Raw genomic sequence first — 23,826 nt, 5'->3', positions numbered from 1 at the left:
TTACCCTTCGTTCTCAATAATCACAGATCCACCTTGTCCGCCACCAATACACAATGTAGCTAAACCGAACTCAGTGTTTCTACGTTTCATTTCTTTCATCAACGTCAATACGATACGTGTGCCTGTAGCCCCTACTGGATGTCCTAAAGCAATCGCACCACCATTAACATTCAAGATATCACTTCTTAACTCGCCAATTTTTCCAGAAAGTCCGATTTTTTTACCAAACTCTTCAGAGTCGAATGCCTTTTGATTCGCCATAACTTGCGCCGCAAAAGCTTCATTCAATTCAACAAGACCAATATCTTTCATTGATAATCCTGCACGTTTCAACGCAATCGGTGTTGAATAAGCAGGTCCCATTCCCATACGCTCAGGCTCTAACCCTGCAAACGCATACCCACGAATACGCGCAAGAGGTTTGTATCCCAAAGCTTCTGCTTTTTCGCGAGACATTAATAAAACCATCGCAGAACCATCTGTTACAGGGCACGAGTTCCCCGCAGTGATGCTTCCTGTATTTTTATCAAAGAAAGGTTTTAATTTTTCTAAAGCTTCTAATGTTTGGTTGTCGCGAGGACCCACATCTTGAGTCACCACTTCTTTATAATCAGGAGCAACATAGAATGGCACGATCTCTTCCGCTAACTTAGCACGAGCTGCTGCCACTTTAAGGTGCGACTGCAAGGCATAGGCATCTTGCTCTTTACGACTGATGCCAAACTCTTTTGCAATCACCTCTGCTGTCATCCCCATATTGATACCGACAAATGGATCCGTTAATCCATCTGCTAAAGTGATAACAGGTTTATATTTAGTTTTTGCCAAAGGTGGCGTTGTCACCATTTCTTTGATCTGTTGTAAATCAGCTTTAAACCAATCCCACAAAGCAGCCGCACGTGCACCACCCGTTTTCGCTGATCCCAATCTTTCAATAATTCCTTTAATTGCCGGAGGCACAACCAACGGCATCTGAGACATATTTTCTGTTCCACCAGCAACAACAACATCCATTGTTCCTGATTTGATTCTTTCATAACCAGAAGTGATACTTTCCATCGCTGATGCACAATTTCTGTGAACAGTTACTGCTGATGTTTTAATCGGGAATCCAGCATTCAATGCAACAACACGCGCTATATTTACTGCATCTGACGGCGATCCCGTATTTCCCAAAATCACTTCATCAACGATATCAACATCTAAATTAGTGCGCGCAACTAACTCTTTTAAAGCCACTTGGCCCAACTGTGCAGCGTGCACATCTTTTAGCTTAGTACCAGCTTTTGCAAATGGAGTACGCACTCCCTCAACAATGACCACATCACGCGGACTTTTCGGCAACGAACTCATATAAGAACTCCCTTAGTTTTTTACATTCAAGCTCACTATTAAACCCTGAAAAATCGAGGCTGGCAATTGACGCTGGTTAGCATGCTAGACTACTGATTCTATTGTGCTTTTTATAACTCGGCCTTAGAATAAAAACTCTACAAAATGAGGTTAATTTTGGGAAGCATGACTGAAAAATTAAGTGATAAATCTCCTACTGATAACTCTGCCTTCGAAAAAGAAGCTCTTGAATTCCACCAAAAAGGACGACCGGGAAAAATCGAAGTGGTCTCTACTAAAGACTGCAATACGGAAAAAGCCTTATCGTTAGCATACTCGCCAGGAGTTGCTGTTCCTTGCAAAGTGATCGCAAAAAATCCAGAGAAAGTTTTCGACTACACCAGTAAAGGCAATCTTGTTGCCGTTATCTCAGACGGAACTGCTGTTTTAGGTTTAGGAAATATCGGACCATTGGCTTCAAAACCTGTGATGGAAGGAAAAGGTATTCTTTTCAAAAATTTCGCTGGTATTGATGTGTTCGATATCGAAGTTAAATCTTCCTCTCCTGCAGAGTTCATTAATGCGATTAAAACATTGGAACCCACTTTTGGCGGTATCAACTTAGAAGATATTAAAGCTCCCGAGTGTTTTGAAATTGAAGAAACTCTTAAAAAAGAAATGAACATCCCTGTCTTCCATGATGATCAGCATGGAACTGCTATCGTGAGTGGAGCTGCTTTGATCAATGCCACTCATATCGTCGGCAAAAAACTTTCAGAAATTAATTTAGTTGTGAATGGTGCTGGCGCTTCCGCTATCGCCTGTACAAAAATCTTCATTAGCCTAGGCGTGAAAAAAGAAAACGTCCTGATGTGTGACTCTTCTGGAGTTATCTACAAAGGCCGCACCCAAGGGATGAACAAATACAAAGAGGAATTTGCGAACTCGACTGAAAAACGCACTCTTGCAGATGCTCTAAATGGTGCTGATGTATTTGTCGGTCTATCCGTGGCCGGTGCTGTTACAGGTGAAATGATCAAGGTAATGGCTAAAGATCCTATTATCTTCGCCATGGCCAACCCTGATCCAGAAATCACTCCAGCACAGGCGCGCGCGGCACGTCCTGATGCGATTGTAGCCACTGGTCGCTCGGATTACCCGAACCAAGTTAATAACGTATTAGGTTTCCCATCTATTTTCAGAGGGGCTTTAGATACACGTTCAACTCAAATCAATGAAGAGATGAAACTAGCGGCTTGTCACGCGTTAGCTCAACTAGCACGCCAAGGAGTTCCTGACAATGTATCAGCTTCTTATGGTGGACAAAAATTCAAATTTGGTCGCGAGTACCTTATTCCGAAACCATTTGATACGCGTGTGTTAATGTGGGTAGCCCCTGCTGTGGCTAAGGCCGCTATGGATTCAAAAGTGGCTCAAAAACCAATTGCAGATTGGAATGCATACCGCGATCAATTAGAGTCTATTCAAGGTCCTCAAAAAGTGTTTATTCGCTCTGCCGTTCACCGCGTACACGAAAATGCGGAGCGCCTAGGTTACTTACCCAAAATAGTTTTCCCTGAAGGAACTAGCTCTAAAATTTTAATGGCGATTCGCACTTGTATTGAAGAAAAAATTTGCCGTCCAGTTGTTATTGGCAATCCAGAGCAAATTAAACAAAAAGCGAAGTCACATGATATCGATTTAACAGATGTCGAAATCTTAGATCATTCCAACGATCCTAAATTTCCACTCTATGTAGAAGAGCTTTATAAACGCAGACAACGTAAAGGCATCACAACAAAAGAAGCTGAGCGCCTGATGAGCGATCCGAATTATTTTGCTTCGATGATGATCGACCGCGGTGATGCGGATGGCATGATCAATGGTGCCGCTACAAACTACGCAGATGCAGTGAAACCTATTCTTCATACTGTAGGTTTAGCAAAAGACGCCGTACCTGCAGGCTTAAACATCGTTCTTGCAGATAATAAACTGCTTTTCTTTGCAGACACGACTGTTAACTTCAATCCAACAGCGGAACAGTTAGCTCGTATCGCCGTACAAACAGCGCAAGTAGCTGAGTACTTCGGACAAAAACCTCGCATCGCGATGTTGAGTTTTTCAAACTTTAGTGGAGCCGATGGCACACCTGCAAAAATGAAAAAAGCCGCCGAGTTAGCTAAAAAACTACGACCTGATCTTTCTATTGATGGCGACATGCAAGCCGATACTGCCATTAATTCAGAGATCCAACAGCGTATCTTCCCTTTTTCTGACTTAAAGGGTGAAGCCAATATTTTAGTTTTCCCTAACTTGGAAAGCGCGAATATCTCTTATAAGTTATTGCAACAAATCGGAAAGGTAGAGGTTCTAGGTCCATTCCTATTAGGATCCCGCCGCGCAGCCAATGTTCTGCAACGTACTACTACTGTTGAAACGATATTTAGCTCGGTTGTATTAACGGCTTTAGAGTCTCAATTCATCACTGACTGGAGAAACAAAAAACATTGAATCAAGTCAGAATTAACGAAAAAGATAAGGTGATCGTCGTCGGAGTCGGATTAAAATCCGATCCGATTACTGAGATCAAAGAAAACCTTTGTGAGTTAGAAGAACTTGTTGGCGCAGCCGGTGGCGAAGTCATTGGCTCAACCGTTCAAGTCTTACCTCAGTGGAATCCCAGTACTCTTATCGGAAGCGGCAAGGTTCAAGAAATCAAAGAGATGGTCGCTGAAAGCAATGCCCAGTTAGTGATTGTTGACCATCAACTTTCTGGAATCCAAACACGTAACTTACAGGAACAAATTGGCTGTAAGATTCTGGATCGCTCGCAGTTAATTCTAGATATTTTCGCTCAACGAGCCCGTACATACGAAGGAAAACTACAAGTCGAGCTCGCCCAGCTCTTAGATCAAATGCCTCGCATGATCGGCGCATGGCATGACTCGCTTTCCCGCCTTGGTGGCGGTATTGGAACCAGAGGCCCTGGTGAAACCGCACTTGAAAACGATCGCAGACGCGCAAAAGAAAAAGTAGCCCTGATCAAAAAGAAACTTGAAGAAGTATCTCAGCAGCGCGCCCAACATCGTCAGTCTAGAAAAAGAAACGAAGTCCCGAGCTTTGCTCTTATCGGTTACACCAACTCAGGAAAAAGCTCTTTATTAAATCGTCTAACAGGTTCACAGGTTTTAGCTAAAAACATGGTTTTCGCCACACTTGACCCGACAACACGCAAAGTCTTCTTGGATGAAGGACCGCCTGCTGTTGTCACCGATACGGTGGGATTTATCCGCAAGCTTCCTCCGCAACTTATCGAAGCTTTTAAAGCCACATTAGAAGAGTCTGCTGAAGCTGATATCTTATTACATGTGGTAGATCTTTCGTCTCCTAATATGGAACGCCAGATCGAAGTCGTTGAGGACCTTATTAAAGAGTTCAAATGGGAAGATAAAAAAATTATTCACATCTTCAATAAAGTGGATATTGCCCCTGTCGAACGTCAATTCCGCGTGAAACACTTTCCGCGTGTTTTCGTCAGCGCCTTGACTGGACAGGGATTTGAACAACTCAAAAAGATCATGGCTGACACCATTAATGAAATGCAAAGCCAAGTGGAGCTTTACTTCGACCGCGTTAATGAATACAGATTATATGATTTAGGACGTGAAGCTAAAATTCTACGTAAAGAGGCCGCAACTGAAGGCACTATTTGCGTTGCAATGATGACGCCTACCCTACTGAATAAGTGGAAAGATTTCCTAGTAAAATAATTGATTGAGCTTAAGTCGACGCTTTATCGTTCAGACGAGCTTGACGACGGCGAATAGCCGCATCAAATCTTCTTTTTTCTGTATCATCTTCTGGAACAATTGCTGGGATAGGACTTGGTTTTCCATCCGATCCAATAGCAACAAAAGTTAAGTACGCCGAAGCCGTATGAAACATTTCCGATGTATTTGGGTTTTCCGCATCAACTCTAACCCCAACTTCCATAGAAGTACGAGAGGCAAAGTTAACAGAGGCCTTTAAGTTCACCACCCAACCTTTTTTAATTGGCGCAATAAAACTTAGGCGATCTATGCTTGCAGTAACTACATTTTTTCCAGCGTGACGTTGTGCTGCGATGGCAGCTGAGATATCGATCCAAGACATCACTGTTCCGCCAAAGACGGTATCCAGTGCGTTTGTGTGGGAAGGTAAAACAAGTTGGGTCATCACAACCTGAGAGGAGCTAACTGATTTGCTCTTTTCCATATTGTGATGACCCTTAATTCATTATTTAGAATTTAAAACTAAACACCTAAATCAGAATTACCGCGGCCGAAGTTACCAACGCCTGGTAATGTGATTGTCGTGTTGCCAGCAGGAATTGTGTTAGTAGCAGCTTGCGTATTGTAAGCAGTTGCTCCAGCAGGCTGAGATGCTTCAACACGTGCTTCACTTTCAACAAAACCAAGATGAGGAAGGCACCAAACGATCAATTGAGCGCGAGATTTCACGTTCATTTTTTTATAGATGTTTGTTAAATGAAACTTAACTGTTTTTTCAGTTACGAAAAGTTGATTGGCAACTTCCTTGTTAGAAAGCCCTTTAGAAACTAGTTCTGCAACTTCAGCTTCACGATTAGAAAGACCCTTTTGGATTAATATGTCTCTGAGCATCCTTGCTCCTCCTGCTAATTGTTTTTGTTTTTATCTTTTAGTGTTCGCTAAAAACAGACCAGACAATCCTTAGTCTTAATGTTTGCTTCGAGCAGAACAACAACAACCTGATCTAAGTCTGACAACACTTTGTCCAGAACGCAATACCTTTGACCTTCTTTTTTAAAAAAACTGGACCGACTTAAGTAAAAAGCACAAAAAGATTAAAAAACCTCAGAATTAATAGGTTTGTTTTAACCTAAAAAGCCTCGCTCTTGGTCTAAGTTTTTCTTTAAATTTTTGCGTATTTTTTCTTCAAATAGACCAAAGCCGCAGCTCGATCTTTCAACTCGCCCTTCATCTGTAGAACTCTGATCTCTTTTTGTTCCAAACCAATCTTCGGTGCAGGTATCAAATCCAACATTTCCTTAGCCAAAAGCAGAGGTTCCGAGTGATTTTTCAGCATTTTTTCAGCACTCAAAATAAGATTTTCGTCTATCCAACCCTGCTCTGCGAGCTGCTTAGCTCTTTGAAAAAGTAATTCATCTTTTTCAAATTCATAGGCCCACTCTTCCAATTGTTTTTTGGAAAAATCACCAAGCAAATGAGTCGTTCGTTGATACTCTTTCAATTCATCTCGTGATAACTTCAATCTGCTTTTTAAAACTCCAGATAGGTCTTCTTGTTCAGCCAGCAGGTATAAAGCCACCATTAAATCTAGGCGATGTTTTGCCGTAAGAACTCTTTCCATATTCAAAGAACATGGATTCAAAATACTCTTAAAAATTTCTTGCCCTAATTCCTGTGATAAAACATTCCGCCATGCCTTATCTAGGTTCCCATTCTGCGGCTTAATGCCCTCTATCTTTTTCAGTTCAGCCCAAATTCTTTCACCACTGATACGGCTAATGCCGCTCACCGCCCGCAACGCCGCATGGTAGGTTTTTTCTTCTACTTGAAACCCCAATACAGCTTCAAAGCGCAAGAGCCTGAGTATGCGCAAATAGTCTTCGGAAAAACGTGTATTGGCATCGCCGACACACCTTAAAGCCTTTAATTCAATATCACCCCTACCACCTTGATAATCGACAATGCGGTCACCCTCATCATCCCAAAAAAGAGCATTGATGGTAAAATCACGGCGAACAGAGTCTTGCGTAGGTGTAGAGGATGATACATGGCTGGGGCGGCGACCATCTTCGTAATCGGACTCCTGTCGAAAGCTCGTTAGATCCATATATTCGCCAGCCGAAATAGGAATTTTAAGAACACCAAAGCTTTCCCCAACCAAAAGCGCTTCAGGAAAAATCTTTTTTAGCACTTCCGTTGTGGCATCAGTCACCAGATCGAAATCAGCAACTTGTCTATCCAGCAAAAAATCACGGACGGCACCACCGGCAATCCAACACACAAATTGATGCTGGTGCAACCGATCCTTTATCCCTCGAAAGATTGAATAAAGACGATGATTTTTAACAATAGCTGACATATTATCCACTCATTCACTATGACTGATTTTCAAGATAGTCTCAACGATTCTCTATCCAGCCGACTTAAGAGTGCGGCCCTTTCTTTGGGATTTTCTCAAGCGGCGATCAGTCCATTAAAATCACCTTTGAGTATTGCATTCTATGAGAAATGGCTTTCGCAGGGGCATCATGCCGACATGGCCTACTTGCAAAACCACCTTCCTTTTAAGCAAGACCCTACGTTACTAGGAAAAGAACTCAAATCTGTTATTTCAGTGACTCATTCCTACTACCCAGCCGTCCAACCCAGTCCGTTAACTGTTCCCGCTAGAACAGCCCTTTACTCACAAAATGAGGATTATCATTTTTGGGTAAAAGAAAAACTGCAAAAGCTCTCTTCTGAGCTGAGCCAGCTCTACCCCGATTCGGTTTTTCTGCCTTACGTGGACTCTGGTCCCATTCTAGAAAGAGATCTTGCCTACCAAAACGGACTCGGATGGTTTGGCAAAAACACATGCTTGATTCATCCACAGCACGGCAGCTTATTCTTCATCGCCGAGATCCTCACCACCCTTGCAATCAAAAATGAAAGCCTCGATGGCTCACCCGCGGAAGGTAGCCCCATAGAGCCTTTACCTGACTTCTGTGGCAAATGCCAAAAATGCCTTGATATCTGTCCTACAGGGGCCCTCAGTTCGCCGCGTGTTCTTGAAGCTGACAAATGTATCTCGTATCTAACTATTGAGTCTAAAAGTGTTCCAGCACTTGAACTCCGAAACAAAATCGGAGACTGGTTTTTTGGATGCGATCTTTGCCAAACCACATGCCCGTGGAATCAAAAGGTCTTTCGCAAAAGTAACATAGATCATGGGAATCGGACTTCCACCGATCTTCACTCAAACTTAACTGCCGAAAGACGAACAGAACTGATCGAATACTTTCAGTTCCTGCTCCAAGCTTCGCATAAACAGATTCAAAAGCATCATTACGGCTCACCACTCCTGCGGGCCGGAGCTAAGGGGCTAAAACGCAATGCCTTGATCGTAATAGCCAACCAGCAGCTGCATGAACTAACAGAAGTCGTTAAAGCTCTACAGACGCCGGAACTGGTAGAGCTCAAAGAATGGACCTTAGAACAACTGACTTCTTAAACACTTTTCTATTTCCTATCCATAGTCATTTCAAGCACTTAGCAAAACCTCTCTGAAAAACTTTACGGGTTTAGACTGTATTTTTTCCACCCCCCCCTAAATCCGAGGCTTTTGAATTTGACCCCCTTCGGAAGGCATGGTTTTAACACGAATATGAGACTGATCTTTTTACTGATCGCAACCTGTATAACCGCTTCCTATGCCGCTGCTGCAACTTACTCTGGCAAGATCAGCATCAGTCAGAAATATATTGTCTTCACGGACTCACAGGAACAAAAAGACTACATAGTCAAAAGCGCAACCCCATTAATTGCAGCCCATATTAACAAACTCAGTGATGGCGACTTTATTTCCTTCGATGGAACTAAAAATTACACAGATCGCAGCGTGATCATCAGCTCATTTAATTATGTCGGTTTAAAAGGCCTTGTTGGTACATGGTTTGGTGACGACGACTATTGCTACACCTTTCATACCTTTACAGAATTTTCTATTTCTAGAAAGTTTGGAGACGCCTGCTTAACGCCGAGCCGTCCCAATTATACCTACGTACTGAGCCCGACTTCGAACTCGTGGGTCATTATTATTTCAGCCACTCATGGCGGAAACTATCTGGGCGAGATCCATTTCTACGGCCAAAGCGATGTGGGATTTTATTTGTACGATCCTGAAAGTGGCGATATTCTTAGATCTATACGTCTAAGAAAGTAATTGCTGTGAGCACCCCATATAAAAGTATTCCTTCTGATTTATTTTTTAGTAAAAATGACCCCCAAGATCTACGCCTTGGCGATCTTGTTAAATCCAGCACCCGGCAAGATCCGTCCTTAAAGAAGAATAGCTTTGTTATCAGTGGTTATTGTGATGACGAAGGAATTCAGCTTAATGGTGGGCGCATAGGCGCAGCAGAAGCTCCTCTACGTATACGACAATTCCTATATAAAATGACTCCACCAGTGCTTGATCTTCAGTCTGTCACCATGTGTGATCTCGGCAATTTAGAACTCGCTTCATCACTTGCAGAAAGACACCAGCAGGCGGAACAGCTCTCGTACGAACACAACCAAAAAGGCCTCCGTCCTTTAACATTTGGTGGCGGGCATGACTATGGATTTCCCGATGCCAGTGGTTTTGTAAAAGCACATCTGAACTCTACGAAAAAACCGATCGTACTGAACTTTGATGCCCACTTAGATGTGCGCCCTCCGACAAATGGCCTCAACAGCGGCACACCTTTCTTTCGTCTACTTTCAGCCTATGAAAATCAATTTGAATTTTTCGAAATTGGAATTCAACCTCAATGCAATTCTGTTCACCATCGCCAATGGGCTCGCTCTAAAGGCGCTTGTATCTTTGATAGCCAGTTCGTTCAAGAGCATGGACTTTTGGGATTACTTCAAACAAATGAATTTCAAAAATTGGAAGATAAAGCTCCCCTTTTTATTAGTTTTGATATCGACGCTTTGACCTCGGCGGAAGCCCCAGGTTGCAGTCAGGCATGGCCAACAGGATTCCACCTAAAAGACTATTTATCCCTTTTTGCAGAGTTAAAAAAACGATTCGACATCAGAGGCCTTGGAATTTACGAAGTTTCACCGCCACTGGATATCGATAACTACACTTCTAAAGCCGCCGCCCTGATTGCCTATCATTTTTTAATGCAGGATGTACTTTAAGATGAAAAAAGGATTCGGTAGCGACAATCATTCCGGCACGCATCCCGAGCTACTCAAAGCCATCGTCACTTGCAACGGTGGACACGAACCCAGTTACGGCACCGATCAATACAGCCTCTTAGCGGCAAAGGACTTTAAAAATCACTTTGGCCCGCAAACAGAAAGCTACTTTGTTTTCAATGGAACAGCTGCCAATGTACTGGCCCTTCGCTTTCTGTGTGATCGTCATGAGTCTGTTTTTTGTTCGAGTATCAGCCATGTTAATTTAGATGAAGGCGGAGCTCCAGAATTGCTCGCAGGGAAACTGATTCCTCTACCCCACAGTGAAGGCAAAATTTCACTACAGACATTACAAGAGCATTTCGTTCGCCGCGGTGACCAGCACTACAGTCAAAGCCGTGTGGTCACACTCACACAACCAACAGAATTGGGAACTTGCTACAGCCGCGACGAGATCAAATCTATCTGTGACTGGGCCCACAGCAATGGATTATTTGTCCACATTGATGGGGCTCGGTTAACCAATGCTTTAGTTCATTTAGATTGTACCTTCAAAGAAATGACCACGGACTGCGGTGTCGATGTCGTTTCATTCGGCGGAACAAAGAACGGCTTGATGATGGGCGAAGCTGTTTTAGTTTTGAATCCTTCGTTAAGTTCTTCGGCTAAGCAAAAAATGAAATATCTGCGCAAACAGATCACTCAGTTACCATCTAAAACCAGATTTATTTCAGCCCAATTCCACCGTTATTTTTCTGATGGTCTTTATTTGCAAATCGCGAAACACTCATGTCGTATGGCTCAGCTTCTTCAAGAGGGACTCGCACAAAACACGGCTGTTCAAATCACAGCTGCCGTCCAAAGCAATGCCGTCTTTGCTGTGCTGCCAAAAGAAATTGTAAAACCATTAAAAGAAAAATTCTTTTTTTACGTCTGGGACGAAAAGACTTTTGAATGTCGAATTATGACAAGTTGGGATACGACCGAAGCCGAAGTTCAAGAGTTCATCCATGAACTTCAGCTTCTAACCGCAAAAAAATAATTATCTACTCTAGCGAACGAATAAACTTCAACATTTCTTCAGCATGTCCATCGGCTTTCACTTTACGGAACTCGGCACGTAAAGTTTGATCTTCGCCAATCACAAACGTGCTACGTTCAATACCCATAACTTTTTTGCCATACATGTTTTTTTCTTTGATCACATCAAACAAGCGACACAGACTTTCATCTTCGTCACTTAACAATTCGAACTTAAAACCAAACTTATCACGGAATTTACAATGCGACGAAATCGAATCCCGTGAAATGCCAAATACAACTGTATTCAACTTTTGAAATTCTGGAAGAAGTCGATTGAAGTCTATTCCCTCTAATGTACAACCCGGAGTATTGTCTTTAGGGTAAAAATACAGAATGACTTTTTTTCCTTTTAAGTCCGACAAACGTACATTTTGCCCTGAAGAGCTTTTCGCTGAAAAATCTGGAATCATACTACCTTCCTCTACCACGAGTCGGAACTGGTTGGACTGGGACATCGTCTTGTGGGACTTCGCTTGGGATGAGTTCAGGGTTTTGCTCTGGGGTTTGGCCTGGGACTTCTTGGAACTCGAGCCCCGGCGCAGAGAATCCTTCTTCGTTCGGGTTGATGCTTTCACCGTACGGGTTTTCTTGCCCGTTGTTTTCTTGGTTGTAACCTTCTTGGTTACTGTTTTCTTGGTTTTGATTGCGCCCGTCTTCGACGCTGACTTCTTCTTTGGAGCCGCTTTCACTTTGCGTTGTACTTTCTTCGCCATTTGTTCCCCCATCAGCATTTTGCTGCTGCTTGATGTCTTCTAAAAACTCATCAATAATTTGCACTTCTTTTTCAATGATTTTAATCTTTCCCTCTAAAGGAACCAGCACATCAAACTTTCTGTTTTCGACGAGTTCTTTATAAAATGCGCCTTTAATGACAAATTGTTTTTGAGAATCTCTTTGAAACTTAAATTCCTGAGCTTTTAAAACAGTTGATGACAATTGGTCCTCTACTGTTTGATAGGACCAATTATTACAGATTAGTTTGTGTAACTTTTTTTCTTTAATTCCCAAATCACAGCTCATATCTGAGCCCGTCAAAGCTACAGACATGCCGACAACAGCAGACCACTCGCTGATAAAAAAGTGAACCTTATAACTTTCATCCTGTCGGATAATATCGACCTCAGCCACTTTGGGTGCTGGTTTAACGCAGGATTTAAAAATTAAAATCTTATTATTTTCTCGCTTAATGTCATAAGTCCCGCAGTCTAGGCCAAAAGGCGGAGTTTTTTTTGCGCCAGAATTGACTTCAACAATATAGGCCAACGACGAGAATAAAGTTATTTTTTGTAACGATGGATTTTTCAAAATAAGCTTCAAGGCTTCTCTCTCGAGACTACTAGAAAAATAGATCGCTTCACGCAATGTCTTACTGAAGTCTGGTTCTTTTTTCTGTGATTTCTGAACAGGCTTGTCGACGTGGATTTGAGGGTCTTTTTGAGATGTCGTGACCTGATCTTGAGTACTGCTTTTTTTTGTACAAGAGACAAAAAAAACAGCAAAAATACTCAAAATCACGATTTTCATAAATTGCATTATGTTTTTCCACTTCTCATTTGATAATAAATAGTACACTATTGTTTTTATGCAAAAACAATGGATAAAACACTACCCAAAATCAGTACCGCAAAATATTAACATTAACGAATACCAAAATATTCTAGAAGTCAGCGATGAGGCGATTCGTAAATATCGCAACAAAGTGGCTTTTTCAAATTTTGATGTGGATTTAACATACCACGAACTTGATATTTTGTCTGGCCAAATGGCTTCTTACTTTCAGAATACTCTGGGGTTAAAAAAGGGCGATCGCATCGCGATCCAAATGCCAAACGTTCTGCAATACCCAATTGCTCTATTTGCTGCATTCAGAGCGGGCCTTATCGTAGTGAATACAAACCCTCTTTATACTGCGACAGAAATGAGACACCAATTTAAAGATTCTGGCGTTAAAGCGGTTGTCATTTTAGCGAACTACGCAAGTCTTTTAGAGACAGTTATCAAAGACACTGAAATCGAGCACGTGGTTGTTACTCAAATTGGAGATCAATTACCATTAATCAAAAAGCATCTTATTAATTTCGTTCTTAAAAAGATTAAAAAAATGGTGCCAGATTACTCATTGAAACACCACACGTGGTCTGAGGCTTTACGCTTCGGAGCTCAAAAAACTTATGTGCAACCAAAGTTATCTCATGATGATATTGCTTTCTTACAATATACAGGTGGAACAACTGGGGTTTCTAAGGGAGCCGTTCTAACTCACAGAAATATTATCGCAAATATGCAGCAAATCGCCGCATGGATGCAGCCGAAATTAGTTTCTGGCGAAGAGATCGCAATCACTCCACTTCCAATGTATCACATCTTCTCTTTAACAGTTTGTAGCTTGGCTTTGATGCGCTATGGAACTCAGAATGTCTTGATCACGAACCCTCGTGATATTCCTGCTTTCATCAAAACAATGAAGAAATATAAATTCACTGTTATGACAGGCGTAAATACACTATTCAATGCATTAGCCAATAACCCAGCAATCAAAGAAGTTGATTTTTCTCATACAAAAGTATGTGTTGCCGGTGCGATGGCTTTACAAAAAGCTGTTAAAGACAACTGGAAAAAAGCAACAGGTACAGATGTTATCGAAGGCTATGGTTTAACTGAAACGTCTCCGGTAGCTACATGTAATCCAATTGATGGCACTGACCGCGTTGGCACTATCGGCCTTCCACTTCCTGAAACTGATATTAAGTTGATCGATGAAGATGGAAACGAAGTTACAAAAATCGGCGAACCTGGCGAGCTTTGTGTAAAAGGCCCTCAAGTTATGCAAGGCTATTACAATAGACCGGACGAGACGGCTAAAGTATTAAAAGATGGCTGGTTATATACTGGTGATATCGCAACTGCAGACGATGATGGTTTCTTCAAAATCGTAGATAGAAAAAAAGACATGATCTTAGTATCTGGATTTAATGTCTACCCTAACGAAGTTGAAGATGTGATTGCTAAGCATCCAAAAGTTCTTGAGGTTGCGGCTATCGGCGTTCAGGATGCTCACTCTGGTGAAGTTGTTAAAGTTGTTGTTGTGAAAAAAGAAGAAAGCTTAACTGAAAAAGAAGTTATCGACTTTGCACGCCAATCTTTAACTAATTACAAAGTACCTAAACATGTTGAGTTTAGAGCAGAGTTGCCGAAAACAAACGTAGGTAAGGTTTTAAGAAGAGCCTTAAGAGACTCTTCTGCACAGAAATAATTCAATGATAAAAGCTTGGGCTAGAAATTACTTCTTAGCCCAAGTTGAACACCAGCCCTGAGCCGCTACGAATTTATCTTTCGCAAATGGCATCTGACATGGAGCTGCTTTTTTTCCTTCTACTGTCGCTTCTTGAGCTTTCACATAGAAAATACATTTATCGCAATGTTGGTCTTTAAACTTAACTCCGGCTCTGTCCGTTTGAAGTTTAGCATCTTTAATGTTTTTGATGTCATGAACATAGCTAACAGCCTTTGCTGTAGAATCACTTGGATTCACTAATTTAGGTGCAGCAGCAGCTCCGCCACCGCCTCTTCGTCTTTCGGCTAAGGCAGGTAGTGCCGAGAAAACAGTTAGAGCCCCTACGGCCGTCAATGCTGTTTGAAAAAATGAGCGACGATTCATAAATACTCCTTTTGGTTATTTGACGAAAGTCTCTTCCTTTTTTATTTAATTTTCAAGTGGTTTTCATATAGTTTTCAATTGTGACTATAAATGACAACAAAACGAGGGCTTATACAAAAATGAACGGCTGTGCTAGGCTCAGCACATGTTCTTATGGAATACTTCGTCCTTACCTATTCTACAGCTCGGTTCAGAGTTTTATGACCCTGTTGAAGCAGCGACGTTTCCTCAGAAAAAATTACGCTATTGGAACTCCGATATCCAACTAAAAGTCGATCCGCAACTTTTTGCTGCGTTCACTCCTCTACCTAACAACTTACCGCAGCCACTAGCACTGCGATATCACGGACATCAATTTCAGCACTACAATCCTCACTTAGGGGATGGACGCGGGTTCTTATTCGCACAGATACAGCAGAATAACCAATGGTATGACTTAGGAACAAAAGGCAGTGGTCCAACTCCCTACTCTCGCGGCGGCGACGGGCGACTCACTCTTAAGGGGGCCTTTCGTGAGTCGTTAGCAACTGAGCTTCTACAGACTTTAGGAGTTAAAACCTCTAAGACTCTTTGTTTCTTTGAAACCGGAGAAAACCTAGTTCGCAATGATGAACCCAGCCCAACCCGCTCTGCTGTTCTGACTCGTTTTTCATTGGGACATATCCGCATTGGTACCTTCCAACGATTGGCATTTCTGCAACAAAAAGAAAATATTAAAAAGCTCATTTCCTATTGCATGCATTTCTATTACCCATCTGAACTGGCAAAAATAGATGCCGAAGATGATAACCTCTTAGCCGCTCGTTTTCTTTACAACGTGATAGAATCCAATGCCAAACTCGCGGCACAAGTAATGATGAGTGGTTTTGTTCACGGAGTTTTGAATACTGACAATATCAGTATTGCAGGTGAGCTTTTCGACTACGGCCCTTATCGCTTCATGCCTGAGTATGATCCCAATTTTACTGCCGCCTACTTTGATGAACAGGGCCTTTATTGCTTTGGTCGCCAACCGGCATCTTTTCTTTGGGCTCTACATCAGTTAGCTGCATCTTTAAAACAAGCTTATCCTGATCTGCCCGCAGAGGAAATGCTACAAGGATTCTCTGAGAGCTTTCAAACTGCAATTCACGAAAATTTCTTTAGAAGATTGAACCTGAAACCATTACATACAGATGAAGACAATAAACTTCTTGCCACTTTCTTTGACCTGCTTGAGAAAAATAATCTTAAATTTGAGCAGACCTTTTTTGATTTCCATTCAAAAAAAGTTTTGAATACGGCTTCCCTTTTATCTTTCTATGAAGCCAAGTCCGCTGCTGATGTTTTAAAGCTCTTGGAAAAATATGAGATTGCCGATCAAGCCAAAGCTCAAAGTCCCTATTTTCAAAGTGAAAAGCCCACTACTCTTTTAATTGATGAAATTGAAAGTCTATGGAAACCCATCGCTTCGCACGATGATTGGAGCCTTTATGAACAAAAGCTCCAATCCATACGAGGTTTCCGCAATGCTTACACCTAGCGTGCTACTAGTTCTTTTTCTTTGCGGCTAAGCTTCTGTTGCGCTGGCAACACCACGCCATTTTTGAACTAATGCTGTCGACCAGCGACGGAATTTTTCAATGTATCCAAAGGCCGCTGGCACCACTACCAACGTCAAAACTGTAGAACTCACGATACCACCAATGATCGCCACACCCATAGATTGGCGTTGTGTACCTAGCGCTGTCATACCAATAGCGATTGGTAAAATACCTGCAATCAACGCAATAGACGTCATTAAAATAGGACGCAAACGAACGCGGCACGCTTTCACAAGAGCCTCATTCATTTCAAGTCCTTCTTGTAACAGCTGATTCGTGTAATCGACTAGTAAGATCGAGTTCTTCGCCACAACCCCCATCAACAGAATTAAACCGATGATGGAAAAAATATCGATAGACTTATCAAAGACAAATAAGGCAATGAAAGCCCCTGATAACCCCAGTGGCAACGCCAATAAAATCGTAAATGGCGTGATAAAGCTTTCGTATAATGAGGCCAATACTAAGTAAATGAATAGAACCCCAAGGAAAACTGCGATCATCATATTGGTCATCAAATCTTGAAAGTCTTGTGCTTGTCCTTCAAATCTGTAGCTAATTCCTACCGGAGGTTTTAACTCATTCTGTAATATCTTGTTGATTTCTTGGGATGCATTCCCCAGTTGTCCATCCGGACCCAAGTTTGCAGATATAGAAATAAAACGTCCTTTGTTCTGACGATTAATTTGAGAATATCCCACTTTCTTTTCAGCACGCGCGACTTTTGATAACGGAACCATATTCATATTCTGATTCGGCACATACGTCGTGCTGAAGTTTTTCATCAATTCTTTTTCAGACTCTGAAAACATCACACGGATATCGCGTAATCAATTCCATCTTTTCTATAGATAGCTGGCACGGCACCTTCGGTGCGATTTCTAAGTTCAGCACCCGCCGCCACAGTAGAAACCCCTAAAGCTTCTGATTTATCACGATCAAAAACAACATGGTATTCAGGATTTCCTGAACGGAAGTTTGTATCTACGTCTACTAGCCCTGGAATTTGCGCCATACGTTTCTGTAAGGCCAAAGCAAATGTCGCCAGTTCTTCTAGGTTATCACCTACAACATACAGATTTAATGGCTTCTGCCCCCCACCACTGATGTCAACATCGGTAACGGCGATAATGGCTTCAGATTTCAACGGCTCCAGTTTTTCACGAACTATGGATTTTATTTTCGTCGTACTGAGGCCTTTTCTTTCTTTCGCCGGAACCAACTGAATAAATAAATCTGCCTTGTTTGATTCGTAAGAGTTAGAACCCACTGTCACAGTCACCAAAGACACTTCTGGCATTGCCTTTAAAAGGCTTTCAACCTTACGGGTAAATCGCAAAGTGCCTTCCAAAGAAGTTCCAGCTGGCTTTTCTACAGTTACACTGAACTCGCCCAAATCACTGGCTGGTAAGAATGTTTTAGAAATAAACTTACCCAAAAACATTGATCCCAAGAAAATCACCACAGCAGAAATCAAAACTGTTTTACGATAGCGAATAGTCCATTTCAGAACGGACTCGTAGATATCTTCTAACCATGTTTGAAAACGATCAAACGCAGACAACATGCGATCAATAAATCCCTGTCCTCTATGATGTTCATTTCCTGTGGCCATGTATGCTGACAACATAGGCGCAACGGTAAAGGCATCAAACAAAGAGATCATCATCGTGAAAACAACCGTCAGTCCAAATTGCTTGAAGAACTGCCCGACAATCCCTGGCACGAAGGCGATAGGTCCAAATACAGCCATGACCACCATCGTTGTTGCAATAACCGCTAAAGCTACCTCTTTTGTTCCATCTAAAGCCGCATCCATGGGTTTTTTGCCCATCTCGAGGTGACGGAATATATTTTCACGCACAACAATAGCATCATCAATCAAAAGCCCCACAGCCAATGAAAGTGCAATCAACGTCATGATATTGATAGAAAATCCCATGGCGTACATGATGATAAAGCCACCAAGTAACGAGTTGGGAAGTGCAAGACCTGTAATAAATGTCGATCTAGCCGAACCAAGGAAGAAGAAAACGACAACCACACAAAGGATGATACCGATAAAAATACTCTCTTGAACGTCCAAAACGTTTAATCGAATTGGCACAGAGGCATCACGCACCAAGATCACCTGAGCATCGATGCCTCTATCTTTTAGCATGGCATTAACATTACCCACTTGCTGTTTAAGACGATCCGCCACAGCTACGGTATTGGCACCCGACTGTTTAAACACCTGTAAGAACAAGGCATTTTCACCATTAATTGAAGAAAAGCGTTTCGGTTTTTCCAAACCTTCCCTAACGGTGGCAATATCAGAAATTTTAATTGGACGATCTGACCCAAAGAAGTTTACCGCTACATCTTCAATCTGAGAAAGCTCACTGAACTCACCCACCGCTCGAAGAATCGTTTCATCACTTTGTCCCTCGAATTTACCGATAGGGATATCACGAGACGTATCTTCGATTTTTTTTGAAACCTGATTCATCGAGAGACGATGATCTTGTAGTTTATTTTTATCTACGATGACTTGGATTTCTTTTTTCTGCCCGCCCACAAGGCGCACTAACCCCACGTCTTGTACACGTTCCAACATTGGCTTCACTTGTTCGTAAGCCACATCATATAAACTAGCCGGATCTAAATTGGAATTCACCGCAATCGAAACAATCGGCTGATCTGCTGGATCGAATCTGCGAATCAGCGGTTCTTCAATGTCCTTAGGCAATTTATTACGTACGTTCTGAATACGATTTCGTACCTGTTGTTCAGATTCTTTAATATCCACGCCTAGGCGGAACTTAACGATAATAATCGCCACTGAATCGTAGTTGTACGAAGAAACAGTTTCTAGGCCAGGTAAGCTTGAAAGCTCATCCTCAACGATCTTTGATACTTGTCTTTCCACATCCACTGGCGAAGCCCCTGGATATAAAATCTCAGCGAATACAATTGGAAAAGTCACATCCGGAAACTGATCCACTGGCATCTTCTTGTAAGAAATAACTCCCAGTATCATCATTAAAATCACAACACATGTGATAAAGATCGGACGTTTAATCGAAATTTCGGCCAAATTCATAAAGAATTACTCCGTTTGTTGAATAGGTAAAAATAATTGAGTCGAAGCTTCAAGTTTTTTTAAACCTGAGCGCGCTCTTAAATAATTCACTTCTGATTCTGCAGACTCTGTTTCAGCATCGACAACATTTAGCGTGATCGTTCTTCCTTTAGAAAAACGCACCTGCTCTTCACGAGATCTATCACGTTGTAATTGTGCGATTTTTTCCAAAGTTAAAACATTCTTTTTCGCAAGTTCGTACTTACGAAGATGTTCTTGCCATGCATTCTCACCTGACAATTTAGATTGCTCAGCACGATATTGAGCTGCAATAGCTTGCTTACGAGCTGCCGCCAATTGGGCGCTTTTTGCATCAGAGCCAAAAAGCCACGAGAAACTCAAACCAACGTACGTCACAGGGCGATCCGTTTTAGTCAGATTACTTTGCATCTCGGAATGCTCTAAAGCATAAGAGCTTGTGCTGTATCGTCCTACTAACGAAAGATCGGGTCTTAGTGAATCCACTGTCGATTCAGCAGCTTTTTTTGTTACTTCAGCTTCTAAGGTTGATAAGTACGTATCAATACGCACAATGTTTTCTTGATTTGCTAATTGTGAAAAGAATGGACGAGCTTCTGTCAAACTTGATGTCGCCTCAGGTAAAGCCTGATTGCTTTCATAGTTTAAATTTTCACGCATTTTGATTTCACGCGCTTGCAGCTCTTCTATTGCATTTTGCAATTGCATTTCACGATTGCTGTAAAGAGCGCGCACTTGTAATAGCTCTGCACGTTCACTGATTCCATTAGAAACACGTGTTGAAGTCCAGCTTTCTAATTTTTTAGCTCTATCTAAATTAGCTCGTTTTAACTTAAGATCCTCTTGAGCTACAAGATAATCCCAGTAGTCCGATTCAAATTCGATCATTTTTTGACGTTTTTGAAGTTCTAAAGATAAAGTCTCTAATTTATTTAAAGCCGCTTGTCTTTCACGTCTAAGCTGCGTTCCCGCACCAAAGAAATCTCTCCATAAAGACTGCTGTAAGCTCACACCAATGCCACCGCGAGAATAGCCGTTATTGCCCGCTACTACTGGTTGCTCAAAGTCGTACTTATAGGTTTCCGCTGAAACTCCTAATGTCGTTCCTGTAGAGAACTTTTTAGAGAGTCCAATATTCGCTGTAGTTTGATCTCTTTTATCTGCCACAGCACTTGGCAAAGACTTATCAGAAGCAAGAGAATAGCCTGCTGTTAATTGCGGCGATAACTCTAAATCCCCTGCCACTTGTAAATCCTTCGAAGCCTCGACAGATATTTTATAAGATTCAAGAAGCTTATTTCGTTCTGAAACCGCTTTCATGTATTCTTCAATAGTCATGGCTTGCGCGCTAAATGAAAACAGTAATAACGCTATTAACTTCATTTTAAAACTCCTGTCAAAAATAGGTTCATTATCTGGTTACGCAATTGTTCTGGGTCCTTAATAAAAACTTCGCAGTCATCACGCATTTTGGTTCCACAGTCCATAAGCTCGTAGAATCCCCAAATTGTTTCACTGATAGCCACGAATAATAACGAAGGGTTCACATCGGATCGCACAAAACCTTTTTGTTGCCCTTCATAGATCAATTCATAAAAACTGCGAATTAACGGATAGAAAATCTCTTCATAAACCTCACGTGCATAAGGTAAGCCGGATAATTTTTCACGTGAAAAGATTTGTGAGATCTCAGGATTTTCCAATCGATTGGCGATGATGTGATCCACAATCTTTTGAATATCCTCAATAAAGCCCTCTTTCGTCATTTCCCTCTGCTGGCTTTCTTCGGATATTTTAGCAGCACTTTTACGGACCTCGAGGGCATACGAACGCATGACCTCTTTATAAAGCCCTTCTTTGCCGCCGAAGTAATAGGATATTAAGGATATATTAGCTTTAGATTTTTCCGCGATGGCTCTTGTACTGCACTTATCCAAACCCAGTTTGGCAAATAAGGCAGTGGCCGCCTTTAAAATACAATGTTTTGAGTCCTGCTTGACGTCAGGCGCGGATGACATGCGCGAAAGAGTATTACAGGTCACCCGTGCTGTCTATGGGATTTAATCAATCGTTTGATATCAAAGCTGATGCTTAAGGAAATAACAAACTAGTGTTTGTGCCCAGAACACTCGCAGTCACTAGTGTCCGATGCTTTTTCTTCTTTGCAAGCAGCACAGGCAGGTTTGTCCGTTCCACATGCACAATCTTTGTGAGAATGAGCGCAAGCGCTAACAAATAAAGACACAACTGCTAATAAAATTAACTTTTTCATTTCAACTCCACTGGTTTTGTTAGGTTTTTGTAGTGAGCCACTATTTTCTTGCAAATCGATCTTATTTACAATTAGTCTCTGGTCTAGGTTTTTGAGGGGGCTCATGAAACTCTTTTTAAGAATATTATTATTCATTACGTGCATACATACGATGGCTTTTTCTTCTTCGGTTTTAGCAGAAGAAAAGCCCTCTCTAGAGCTAGCAAGAGCGAATCCAGAAATCCTTGAAAAAGTTTATGTAAAAATTGAAGCCACACAAAATAGCGCTATCAATATCTCGATCATTAGAACCCTACACACGCTGACTCGTTACTTAGAAGCCAAAAGCTACTCTTTACTTAACTGGAAGACGTACCAACGCTCAGATCGCAATCTGCAAATTGCCAATTATGAACGTAAGAACCAGTTCGGCAGATGGGTTAATGATCCAGATGACGAAGTCTGCTACAACACACGCGCTAAAGTATTATTACGTGACTCAGATAAAGCGGTGATCTTCCGTGATAACAATCACTGTGTTATCGACGCTGGAGAATGGAAAGATCCTTATACAGGCCGAACTTACACTTCTGCCCAAGATATCCAAATTGATCATTTCGTTCCACTTAAAAATGCTTATAAATCCGGAGCTAATGCTTGGAGCTTCAAAGCCCGCTGCCTTTATGCAAACTATATGGGATACGACTATCATCTGATGGCTGTAGACGGACCAGAGAACATGAAGAAAGGCGATAAAGGCCCTAATCGCTACATGCCACCAAATCCCGAATACACATGTAAATACTTAAAAAACTGGTTAAGCATCAAGTTCTTCTGGGGTCTGAATATGACTCAAGGGGAAGCAGAAACAATCGCCAAAGAGATTCGCGACAATAACTGCAACTTGGCTCAATTCACAGTATCCACTCGCGAAGTGCTACAACAGGCTCAGTTCTTTAAGGATAACATCGAAATGTGCCGCGACGTAGCTCCGACACCGGCCTCAACACCAGCTCAAGTTACTGCTGACTAAAGTTAAACTCGGGGCTATAACCTCTATATGAGTGATATAAGACCCGAGCAGTCCACAGAACTTTTAAAAGAACTTCACATTCTAACAGCCGACGGCAAGATGAATCAGGATAGCCGTCGAAAACTCAAACAAGTTTATCATCTGTATAACTTCATCGAACCTCTTTTAAAAACACTACAAGAAAACAACTCGGCCATGTCTCTTGTGGATCATGGAGCAGGGAAATCTTATTTAGGTTTCATCCTCTATGACCTCTTCTTTAAAAATCAGCGTGAACCTATCGGCCATATTTATGGTGTTGAAACACGAGCTGAGTTAGTTGAAAAATCACAGGCCCTACAAAAAAAATTAGGTTTTGAACGCATGTCATTTATCAACACCAGCGTGCAGAACTCTTTATCTTCCCAATCTTTACCCGAAGCCATTGATATCGTGACCGCCTTACACGCATGCGACACAGCCACAGATGACGCCATTGACTTCGCGCTACAGAAAAAAGCACAGCACATCGTTCTTGTCCCTTGTTGCCAAGCTGAAGTGGCCAGCTTACTGCGACAAAATAAAAAATATGCTCTGGCTAAACCACTTGTTGAGCTCTACCGCAGCCCTATCCATACGCGTGAATTTGGCAGTCACCTAACAAATGTTTTACGTGTATTGCGCTTAGAATCCCATGGCTATGATGTCTCTGTAACTGAACTTGTGGGCTTCGAGCACTCGATGAAAAATGAACTTATCGTGGCCACGCAGAAAAACAAACAGACCAAAAATGCAAAAGAGCGCATAAGCGCCCTTTTATCTGAATTTAAAATTCAAGAGTTAACTGAACGATTCAGTTAACTCTTAA

The 23,826-nt window shown here is 41.8% G+C and carries 19 protein-coding genes and 1 pseudogene; 10 read left to right on the top strand and 10 right to left on the bottom strand.

From position 1 onward, the window contains the following. Nucleotides 1-1,353: a thiolase family protein gene (locus A11Q_RS05430; protein ID WP_015469789.1), complete on the bottom strand. Its 1,353-nt coding sequence runs from the start codon at nt 1,351-1,353 to the stop codon at nt 1-3. Nucleotides 1,354-1,518: 165 nt separating this feature from the next. On the opposite strand from A11Q_RS05430, the gene A11Q_RS14040 reads away from it, so the two are divergent. Both A11Q_RS14040 and hflX read left to right on the top strand, forming a co-directional pair. Continuing rightward, nucleotides 1,519-3,843 (top strand): NADP-dependent malic enzyme, encoded by a 2,325-nt coding sequence (locus tag A11Q_RS14040; protein ID WP_015469788.1) that lies wholly within the window; start codon nt 1,519-1,521, stop codon nt 3,841-3,843. Beyond that, nucleotides 3,840-5,102: a GTPase HflX gene (gene hflX, locus A11Q_RS05420; protein WP_015469787.1), complete on the top strand. Its 1,263-nt coding sequence runs from the start codon at nt 3,840-3,842 to the stop codon at nt 5,100-5,102. The genes A11Q_RS14040 and hflX overlap by 4 nt, the downstream gene beginning before the upstream one ends. Before the next feature lie 10 nt (nt 5,103-5,112). On the opposite strand, the gene A11Q_RS05415 is transcribed toward hflX, so the two are convergent. The 3 genes from A11Q_RS05415 to A11Q_RS13440 form a co-directional block, all read right to left on the bottom strand. Further along, complete coding sequence (locus A11Q_RS05415; RefSeq protein WP_015469786.1) at nt 5,113-5,586, bottom strand: acyl-CoA thioesterase; 474 nt, start codon at nt 5,584-5,586, stop codon at nt 5,113-5,115. 38 nt (nt 5,587-5,624) lie between these two features. Continuing rightward, nucleotides 5,625-5,993 carry a helix-turn-helix domain-containing protein gene (locus A11Q_RS05410; protein WP_015469785.1) on the bottom strand — a complete coding sequence of 123 codons (369 nt, stop codon included), beginning with the start codon at nt 5,991-5,993 and terminating at the stop codon, nt 5,625-5,627. A 271-nt stretch (nt 5,994-6,264) separates the two neighbouring features. Further along, on the bottom strand, nt 6,265-7,461 hold the full coding sequence (locus A11Q_RS13440; protein ID WP_015469784.1) for a CCA tRNA nucleotidyltransferase: 1,197 nt from the start codon (nt 7,459-7,461) through the stop codon (nt 6,265-6,267). Nucleotides 7,462-7,479: 18 nt separating this feature from the next. Here A11Q_RS13440 and queG point away from each other — a divergent pair, with 18 nt between their 5' ends. The 4 genes from queG to A11Q_RS05385 all read left to right on the top strand — a co-directional run bounded on the left by queG (nt 7,480) and on the right by A11Q_RS05385 (nt 11,310). Continuing rightward, complete coding sequence (gene queG / locus A11Q_RS05400; RefSeq protein ID WP_015469783.1) at nt 7,480-8,592, top strand: tRNA epoxyqueuosine(34) reductase QueG; 1,113 nt, start codon at nt 7,480-7,482, stop codon at nt 8,590-8,592. 153 nt (nt 8,593-8,745) lie between these two features. Further along, nucleotides 8,746-9,303, top strand: coding sequence for a hypothetical protein (locus A11Q_RS05395; RefSeq protein ID WP_015469782.1), 558 nt, complete (start codon nt 8,746-8,748; stop codon nt 9,301-9,303). A 5-nt stretch (nt 9,304-9,308) separates the two neighbouring features. Beyond that, nucleotides 9,309-10,268 (top strand): formimidoylglutamase, encoded by a 960-nt coding sequence (locus A11Q_RS05390; RefSeq protein WP_015469781.1) that lies wholly within the window; start codon nt 9,309-9,311, stop codon nt 10,266-10,268. A 1-nt stretch (nt 10,269) separates the two neighbouring features. Further along, nucleotides 10,270-11,310, top strand: a complete 1,041-nt coding sequence (locus tag A11Q_RS05385; RefSeq protein ID WP_015469780.1) for a threonine aldolase family protein — start codon at nt 10,270-10,272, stop codon at nt 11,308-11,310. 4 nt (nt 11,311-11,314) lie between these two features. Here A11Q_RS05385 and A11Q_RS05380 read toward each other — a convergent pair whose 3' ends face one another. Then, nucleotides 11,315-11,761 carry a peroxiredoxin gene (locus A11Q_RS05380; protein WP_015469779.1) on the bottom strand — a complete coding sequence of 149 codons (447 nt, stop codon included), beginning with the start codon at nt 11,759-11,761 and terminating at the stop codon, nt 11,315-11,317. Between the two features lies 1 nt (nt 11,762). Beyond that, nucleotides 11,763-12,884 (bottom strand): hypothetical protein, encoded by a 1,122-nt coding sequence (locus A11Q_RS05375; RefSeq protein WP_015469778.1) that lies wholly within the window; start codon nt 12,882-12,884, stop codon nt 11,763-11,765. Between the two features lie 49 nt (nt 12,885-12,933). Here A11Q_RS05375 and A11Q_RS05370 point away from each other — a divergent pair, with 49 nt between their 5' ends. Further along, nucleotides 12,934-14,604 carry a long-chain-fatty-acid--CoA ligase gene (locus tag A11Q_RS05370; RefSeq protein ID WP_015469777.1) on the top strand — a complete coding sequence of 557 codons (1,671 nt, stop codon included), beginning with the start codon at nt 12,934-12,936 and terminating at the stop codon, nt 14,602-14,604. Between the two features lie 27 nt (nt 14,605-14,631). Here the strand turns inward: A11Q_RS05370 and A11Q_RS05365 are convergent, their stop codons facing one another. Beyond that, entirely contained in the window at nt 14,632-15,009 is a 378-nt protein-coding gene (locus A11Q_RS05365) for a high-potential iron-sulfur protein (RefSeq protein WP_015469776.1), read from the bottom strand. Nucleotides 15,010-15,154: 145 nt separating this feature from the next. Between A11Q_RS05365 and A11Q_RS05360 the strand changes: the two genes are divergently transcribed. Next, complete coding sequence (locus A11Q_RS05360) at nt 15,155-16,531, top strand: protein adenylyltransferase SelO family protein (protein WP_015469775.1); 1,377 nt, start codon at nt 15,155-15,157, stop codon at nt 16,529-16,531. 27 nt (nt 16,532-16,558) lie between these two features. On the opposite strand, the pseudogene A11Q_RS05355 reads toward A11Q_RS05360, so the two are convergent. The 3 genes and pseudogenes from A11Q_RS05355 to A11Q_RS13435 all read right to left on the bottom strand — a co-directional run bounded on the left by A11Q_RS05355 (nt 16,559) and on the right by A11Q_RS13435 (nt 21,713). Further along, nucleotides 16,559-19,677, bottom strand: a pseudogene (locus A11Q_RS05355) (efflux RND transporter permease subunit). Nucleotides 19,678-19,683: 6 nt separating this feature from the next. Beyond that, entirely contained in the window at nt 19,684-21,078 is a 1,395-nt protein-coding gene (locus A11Q_RS05350; protein ID WP_015469772.1) for a TolC family protein, read from the bottom strand. Beyond that, nucleotides 21,075-21,713 carry a TetR/AcrR family transcriptional regulator gene (locus tag A11Q_RS13435; protein WP_015469771.1) on the bottom strand — a complete coding sequence of 213 codons (639 nt, stop codon included), beginning with the start codon at nt 21,711-21,713 and terminating at the stop codon, nt 21,075-21,077. Before A11Q_RS13435 ends, A11Q_RS05350 begins: the two co-directional genes overlap by 4 nt. A 357-nt stretch (nt 21,714-22,070) precedes the next feature. On the opposite strand from A11Q_RS13435, the gene A11Q_RS13430 reads away from it, so the two are divergent. Continuing rightward, on the top strand, nt 22,071-22,979 hold the full coding sequence (locus A11Q_RS13430) for an HNH endonuclease family protein (RefSeq protein ID WP_015469769.1): 909 nt from the start codon (nt 22,071-22,073) through the stop codon (nt 22,977-22,979). Nucleotides 22,980-23,006: 27 nt separating this feature from the next. Further along, nucleotides 23,007-23,819: a class I SAM-dependent methyltransferase gene (locus A11Q_RS05330; RefSeq protein ID WP_015469768.1), complete on the top strand. Its 813-nt coding sequence runs from the start codon at nt 23,007-23,009 to the stop codon at nt 23,817-23,819. The last annotated feature ends 7 nt before the right edge of the window (nt 23,820-23,826 follow it).

The organism is Pseudobdellovibrio exovorus JSS, from assembly GCF_000348725.1.
Classification (GTDB): domain Bacteria; phylum Bdellovibrionota; class Bdellovibrionia; order Bdellovibrionales; family Bdellovibrionaceae; genus Pseudobdellovibrio; species Pseudobdellovibrio exovorus.
Note: the sequence above shows the minus strand (reverse complement) of the source record. Positions and strands in the feature narration are given on the sequence as shown.

Coding starts and splice junctions, on each gene's coding strand:
- A11Q_RS05430 (WP_015469789.1), bottom strand. CDS start 1,353: ATGAGTTCGTTGCCGAAAAGTCCGCGTGATGTGGTCATTGTTGAGGGA.
- A11Q_RS14040 (WP_015469788.1), top strand. CDS start 1,519: ATGACTGAAAAATTAAGTGATAAATCTCCTACTGATAACTCTGCCTTC.
- A11Q_RS05415 (WP_015469786.1), bottom strand. CDS start 5,586: ATGGAAAAGAGCAAATCAGTTAGCTCCTCTCAGGTTGTGATGACCCAA.
- A11Q_RS05410 (WP_015469785.1), bottom strand. CDS start 5,993: ATGCTCAGAGACATATTAATCCAAAAGGGTCTTTCTAATCGTGAAGCT.
- A11Q_RS13440 (WP_015469784.1), bottom strand. CDS start 7,461: ATGTCAGCTATTGTTAAAAATCATCGTCTTTATTCAATCTTTCGAGGG.
- queG (WP_015469783.1), top strand. CDS start 7,480: ATGACTGATTTTCAAGATAGTCTCAACGATTCTCTATCCAGCCGACTT.
- A11Q_RS05395 (WP_015469782.1), top strand. CDS start 8,746: ATGAGACTGATCTTTTTACTGATCGCAACCTGTATAACCGCTTCCTAT.
- A11Q_RS05385 (WP_015469780.1), top strand. CDS start 10,270: ATGAAAAAAGGATTCGGTAGCGACAATCATTCCGGCACGCATCCCGAG.
- A11Q_RS05380 (WP_015469779.1), bottom strand. CDS start 11,761: ATGATTCCAGATTTTTCAGCGAAAAGCTCTTCAGGGCAAAATGTACGT.
- A11Q_RS05375 (WP_015469778.1), bottom strand. CDS start 12,884: ATGCAATTTATGAAAATCGTGATTTTGAGTATTTTTGCTGTTTTTTTT.
- A11Q_RS05370 (WP_015469777.1), top strand. CDS start 12,934: ATGCAAAAACAATGGATAAAACACTACCCAAAATCAGTACCGCAAAAT.
- A11Q_RS05365 (WP_015469776.1), bottom strand. CDS start 15,009: ATGAATCGTCGCTCATTTTTTCAAACAGCATTGACGGCCGTAGGGGCT.
- A11Q_RS05360 (WP_015469775.1), top strand. CDS start 15,155: ATGTTCTTATGGAATACTTCGTCCTTACCTATTCTACAGCTCGGTTCA.
- A11Q_RS05350 (WP_015469772.1), bottom strand. CDS start 21,078: ATGAAGTTAATAGCGTTATTACTGTTTTCATTTAGCGCGCAAGCCATG.
- A11Q_RS13435 (WP_015469771.1), bottom strand. CDS start 21,713: ATGTCATCCGCGCCTGACGTCAAGCAGGACTCAAAACATTGTATTTTA.
- A11Q_RS13430 (WP_015469769.1), top strand. CDS start 22,071: ATGAAACTCTTTTTAAGAATATTATTATTCATTACGTGCATACATACG.
- A11Q_RS05330 (WP_015469768.1), top strand. CDS start 23,007: ATGAGTGATATAAGACCCGAGCAGTCCACAGAACTTTTAAAAGAACTT.